The sequence below is a fragment of the Streptomyces sp. NPDC053426 genome (genome assembly GCF_055585405.1).
In genome coordinates, this window is sequence record NZ_JBVJKE010000040.1 from 21601 (window position 1) to 27600 (window position 6000).

Sequence of the window (6000 nt, forward strand, 5' to 3'; positions counted from 1 at the left end):
CAGAGCTGCCACACGCGCGTCGCCTGCTGAAGCCGGCCGTATCACCGACGGCCGCGCCCTCCGCTGTTGCCCGTGTTGCGCCTGTACCAGCCGATCGGCCTCCACAGGAACGGCCGTGAACTGGATCGTGACGTCCATTAGGTGCTAACGCGCCTGGTAGTCGCGGTGAGTGATGTACTCGGCAGCCACGCGGCGGACGGCCAGTTCCATAGTGGTCCGCTCCGCTTTCTCCTGCGGCTGCTCCATCCACCTCCCCGCCTCCCGCGTCCGCTGCCACCGTTTCCGAGCCTGTTCGTACTCGTCGACGATGGCGCGCTTCTATGACACAGCCCCGATCCGTGCGGAACCTCGGGGCGTTGGAGCGCATGAAATCAGGGCGGACGACAGCGGCCGGGTCCAGACCGTGCGTGCGGAACAGAGCTGTGCTCTGGCGCTTGGTGATCAGCGGCAGTGTTCCTGTGCTTCCAATGACTGGCAGGCGGGCGGGAAGGTGACGGTTCGGGCGGTGAGTTCTCATGGTCAGGTCTGCTGCCCTGGTGGCCTGCAGTCCAGCACCTTGGCCTGCACGGGAAGTTGGTGGGCTGCGGCTTGTTTGTGCTGTTCCTGTTCGATCTGCTCTCGGCTGTGAGTCGGAGAGCAGGTCGGCCGTCTGTCGGCGTCCCAGATGTCGCAGTCGAAGAATCCGACCAGGAGGATGCCGGCCGTGCGGGGGTGGCGCAGGTAGCGGGCTACCAGCTGGTCGGTCAGTGCCGTGGGCAGTGTGGGGTTCCAGCATCCCTTGCACTCGATGACAACCGTGACTGGGGTCGGGTCGTCCGGGGCGGTGACGGCCTGGATGTGGATGTCGGTGCGGCCTCCTCCACCGACGCCGGGGCGGTTGACTTGCACTTCACGGTTGAGGATGACGCGCCGGTGCTCAAGCTGCATCCTCAGCAGACCGGTCACCAGGTCGCTGAAGTCTTCTTCCCACATCGGCCACCAGGAAGAGCTGCCGGCAGCTGCTGCGCTGCGGTTCCACAAGAGGGTCGCTAGTCCGTTCGGCGCCGAGAGGGCTTCCTGGACGCTGTCTAAAGATTCCATGACGACGTCGAGGAGGTGGGCCTCGTCGCTGATCACGCGCTTCCTGTGATCGTCTGCAAGTCGTCGGAGCTGGTCGGCTGTCAGGGGCTGCAGCTGGCGTTCGGCGGCTTGGCGCATGGTGCGCAGTGACAGCCGGCGCAGGCGGCGGGCGTGGTGCGGCATGGAGTCTGCCAGGGCGAGGAGCTGGTCGGCTGCGGCCTGGGTGCGCTTGTCTGCTATCAGCTGGAGGAGACTGTCGGCGAGGTCGTGGAGTCGGTCGGTCGTGGTGATGGAGTAGGCGACGCCGGGCTCGTGTTGGGGGCGGGGCCGTTGGAGTTCTTCTCGTTTGTGCAGGCGGCGGTGGAGGTCGGCGAGATCGGCTTCGCCGAGCGCGGCCACGCCGTCGGGCCAGTGGTGCTGGAGGGTGAGATGTGCGGCAGTACGGCCGATGACTTCGTCCCAGAGCTCCGGGGCATCGTCGAAATGACGACGGATGGTGGGCCACAGCCCGAGCAGAACGTCAAAGGACATCACGATGCGTACGGCCCTGATCCAGCGTTCCTGCTGGTGAGGATCCCCGTAGGGGCCTGCCTGCACCGCTTCGGTCAGGAGTGTTTGCGCTGTTGTGTGGCCGTGGTGGGCCAGTGCGGCCAGCGCTGTGGCCCAGGATTCAGCTGGCCGGCCTGGGGCAGTCGCCCAGCGCTGAATGATGCTGCAGGCTGATGGCAGCGGCAGTTGCGCAAGAGTGCGGACCACTTCGGCAAGACGATGGGTGTCGAGTACGTCGAGGCATGGTTCCAGTGCGACATTGAAGGCAGGGCCGGCCTGTTGGACGCAGTGCAGCAGGAGAGTGCGGTGCTGTGCGGTCTCCTGTGATCGGGACGTCATCGTGACCAGAGCCACGGCCCAGCCGGCCCAGCGGATGGCCTGATTGTGACCGAGGGTGATGCATGCCTCGTCAAGAGAGACGAATCCCAAGGCCGTCACTTCTGGTACATCGGTGACGTTCGGCCCCCAGGGGTCCATGTCCTGGCTGTTCCACACGGGGACCGTGGCCAGCACGTGCAGTGCGGTCCTGGTCAGTTCTTCGTACAGGTCGCTGGCTGGGGCGGGCAAGGATGGCGCTTGGGCGACTGCGTTGATCAAAGGCTGGGACATGGGCGGGTTTGGGGGGCGTGTGCCGTGGGTGGTGCGGTGCAGGTGGCCTAGAACAGCGAGCCATGCTTCCCGCACCGTGTCCGGGCCGGCTGACTGCGCTGTCTGCAAGGCGGTGCGCAGTGCGTGCTCGTCGAAGGTGTTGCGGCGGCGTTCGTCTTCCTGGCGTTGGCGGCTGCGGCGCTGCCATTCGGGCTCTGGTCCGTCCCACCAGGCTGTGGCCCGTTTCAGGTCCTCGTCCGTCTGCCGGGCCTCATTGACGGCCTGGCGCAGCGCGGTGTCCTCAGGTCGTGGGCGGTGGCTGATGAGAGGGCGTGCCGCGGTACGTGTTTTCTGGGGCAGGGTGGGCCAGGCGGTGGCCCAGTACAGGAGATCTTTGTCGGGGAACAAGCCCGTGTCCGGATTCTGGTGGGCGAGATGCAGCACGTTGTCCGGGGCGCTGTGCTGCAGTACGTATGAGGCGAGGCGGCGGCGCAGTTCCGGGGCGCTGTGCAGGGCGTTGTTGAGGGACTCGAAGGCGGTGCGCGCGTCGGTGAGGTAGGCGAGTTCGCGGTCGGCTGCGAGTGCCACGAGGGCTTGTCCGGCCCGTTGTTCCAACAGAGGGTTCGGCTGTGTGGGGATACGGCTCAGCTGGGTGATGCAGGTGGCCAGCACCGTGGCTGCTATGACGGCCTTGGGGCTTTTCTCTTTCAATGCCTTGAGGGACCAGTCGAGGAGGTCGCCGGCCTGGCCGACGATCTTGTCCAGTCTGTCGAGGGTGAGGCGCCAGGGCCATTCATCGAGGTCGGGCAGCAAGTCGAGGTAGTCGGTGAGGGACAGGTGGTGCGGCCACAGGTGCTCGAGGGCTGCGCCGGCAACGCTTGGCTTGGGATCGGATGCCAGGGTGCGCAGCCGGGCTACAGCCGCAGGGTCCTCGGCCTCGTGCAGGACGTGGAGGGCGAAGGCGCGGATGCGGGTGGGCGCGTTCGTATCCTCTGCGACGGCCAGCAGGTGTGGGGTCAGGCCGGCAGGCCGGCACTTCCCCATGATCCATAGGGCGAGGTAGCGCTGGTCCGGGTCTGACTGCGGTGCTAGGAATGGCTGTAGTTGCGGGGCGAGGTCCGGATGGTTCAGCCGGTCGAGTTGGTCCCAGCCGATGCGGTAGGGCTCCTGGTCCGGTACCGACTCAAGTATGGCCTGGGCTGCCCTTCGGCGGTGCTCTGTGGGCAGGGCTTGGAGGTCGGCCAGGAGCAGGATGTACGGGTCGTGCTTGAGGAGGGCGTCGAAGAGTGTGTCGTCGATGACGGCCAGGCGGGCGGCTATCTCTTGGTGCTCGGGCATGATGTGGCGGGCCTTGCCGGTTCCGGCCCACAGCAACTCGCCGCGCACGGCTGGCTCCACTGCCGTTGCTAGGTATTCAGCAGCCAGGTGCTCCTGCAGGCTTCGGTGTGCGAACACCCATCTGCGCTGGCCCACCGGAGCCAGGAGACCTGACTCTGTGAGGTGGAGCAGCTCATGCCGGCCGCACGTCGTTGCCCCGTCGATTCCTGGCACGTGATCGCCGCACAGGGTGTCCAGGTGCAGTTCCCCCTGGCCGGGGCGGGCACCGTCGGCGAGCGCGGCGCACCGGCTGAACTGCAGGGCGGCCGCGGCCCAGCGGGCCACGTCGAGGAGATGGTCCACCGGGGGCCGTTCCTGGCGCTGTGAGAAGTTCTGCGGCCAGGTCTCGGTGCACAGCGTGCGGCAGGCTTGCGCGAAGGCCTCCGCCACCGTGGTGGGCAGCTCTCGTCCCTCTGTCTGAGCCGTAATGAGGGGAATTAAGGTGGCTGGCTGCTGCGCGAGAGCCTGCAGACCCCGGCTGAGGACATGCTCCATGAACGCGGCCCCGTCCAGGCCGCTCTGGTCGACGGCGTACTGGGCGTCGGCTTGGCTGAGGGCGGCCAGTGTCACCATCGCGATCTGCCCTGGCTCCGGCCACAGGTCCCGCAGGCCTCTCTCTAGGTTTTCTGGCCACCGGGTCGTACGGCAGGCGATCCGCAGCCGGAGCTGGCGCCGTTCCCCCGGAGACAGGGCACGGAGCTGGGTCAGCAGCACCTTGTCGAGCGCTGGGATATCACTCAGACCCTCGTCCAGGCCGTCCAGCAGCACATGACGTGTTCCGTCGCCCTCGGGATTCAGATGGTGGCGCAGGCATGTACTCGCAGTCGCCGTGTCATACACGTCCTGACCGAGATGGATCAGCGTCGCAGGGGTTGCACCATCGAGCAGGCAGGAGAGTTCCTGCTCGAACGCGACTGACTTGCCGCAGCCCCGCTCCCCCAGTACCACCACCACGGGAACGTCCCGAACGTCGCCGAAGTACGTCTCTTCGCCCACACGCGGTTGGCGCTCGACAACCTGCTGCTGGTCCAGTCCCTCAACAGGCAGAGCTTCCAGGACCCGTCGCCATGCGTATCGCATCCCGTCATTGTCTCCGACACGTTGCAACGTCATCGGTGCGGTACCCGGTGGGACAGGTCAGCCACAGGGTGGCTTTGTCCATGAGAGAACGGATTCTGGCTCAAGTTCTGGTTGATGTTGGTGATCTCCAGCCAGAGGTGGCTGGCATCCCGCTCGCGGACGAACTCCTTCGCGAGTTCCATCAGCTCGCGGCCCGCTCCCCGGCCCCGGTGCTGTGGGGCGACTGCTATGTCCTCGATGGTCAGCCGACGGTTCCAGTTGGAGTATGCGACGGCGATGAACCCAGCCAGGGGGAACACCTTAGAGAGTATCTGATCACTGTTCAGTCTGTTGTGGCGGTCATGTCCGTTTCGATTCGCCAGGTTGGCGTGGATTCTCCCGTCAGTTCGCGGGCCATTTTGTTAGCCATCGCCCAGTGGATCATTGCCCGGGATCTCTGGGGCAGGGCTTCGTAGTCCCGGACCAGGCGCCGGTGCTGCATCAGCCAGCCGAAGGTCCGCTCGATCACCCAGCGTTTCGGCAGCGGCTCGAACCCCTTGGCTCGAGGCCGCTGCACCACCTCCACGTCGATGCCGAGCAGGGCACCGTGATTGAAGATGCTGTTCTGGTATCCACCGTCGGCCCAGACCTTGGACACACTGGGGTGGTTCGCGGCCACGTCGTCGAGCAGGAGCTTGCCGCCGGTGGTGTCGTGCACGTTCGTGGCAGTGATGAGGACGGCCAGCACGAGACCGAGCGTGTCCGTGATCAGGTGCCGTTTGCGTCCTTTGATCTTCTTGCCGGCGTCGATGCCCTGGCTGGTCTCGGCGACGTTTGCCGAGGTCTTCACGCTCTGGGCGTCGATTACGGCCGCGGTCGGCTCGGCCCTGCGGCCGTGGGCTTGGCGGGTCTTGTCGCGTAACAGGTCGTGGACCTGCTGGGTCGTGCCGTCTGCTTCCCACTTCGCGTAGTAGTCGTAGACGGTCTTGTACGGCGGGAAGTCATGGGGCAGGTACTCCCACGGGATGCCGGTGCGGTTGACGTAGAAGATCGCGTTGACGATCTCCCGCAGGTCGTGCACCCGGGCCGCCGTACCAGGGCCGGTCCGTCTCGCCCGCCAGGCCGTGAAGACCGGCTCGATCAGAGCCCAGCGGGCATCGGACACATCACTGCGGTACGGACGGCGATCACTCACACGCGGTGCAACGACCGTCAACGCCACCAGTCACACAAACAGCCCAGAACATCAACTATCTAGATCAGATGCTCTCTTAGAGGTCCTAACAAAGGCGTTGGACGTGGCGGTGGGTGATGAGGCAGGTGGCGAGGCCGAGGAAGGCTTCGTGGATGTCGTCTCGTCGTTCCCAG

General features: G+C 65.9%; 2 protein-coding genes and 1 pseudogene. All 3 read right to left on the bottom strand.

Going from position 1 to position 6000, the window contains the following annotated elements; translation table 11 throughout:
- Positions 1–519: 519 nt before the first annotated feature.
- The 3 genes and pseudogenes from ACZ62B_RS38490 to ACZ62B_RS38500 all read right to left on the bottom strand — a co-directional run bounded on the left by ACZ62B_RS38490 (position 520) and on the right by ACZ62B_RS38500 (position 5827).
- Positions 520–4653, bottom strand: a complete 4134-nt coding sequence (locus tag ACZ62B_RS38490; protein ID WP_469693929.1) for an NACHT domain-containing protein — start codon at positions 4651–4653, stop codon at positions 520–522.
- A gap of 110 nt (positions 4654–4763) precedes the next feature.
- Positions 4764–4943, bottom strand: a pseudogene (locus tag ACZ62B_RS38495) (GNAT family N-acetyltransferase); the annotation flags it as partial.
- Between the two features lie 32 nt (positions 4944–4975).
- Complete coding sequence (locus ACZ62B_RS38500; protein WP_469693931.1) at positions 4976–5827, bottom strand: IS5 family transposase; 852 nt, start codon at positions 5825–5827, stop codon at positions 4976–4978.
- Positions 5828–6000: the final 173 nt, after the last annotated feature.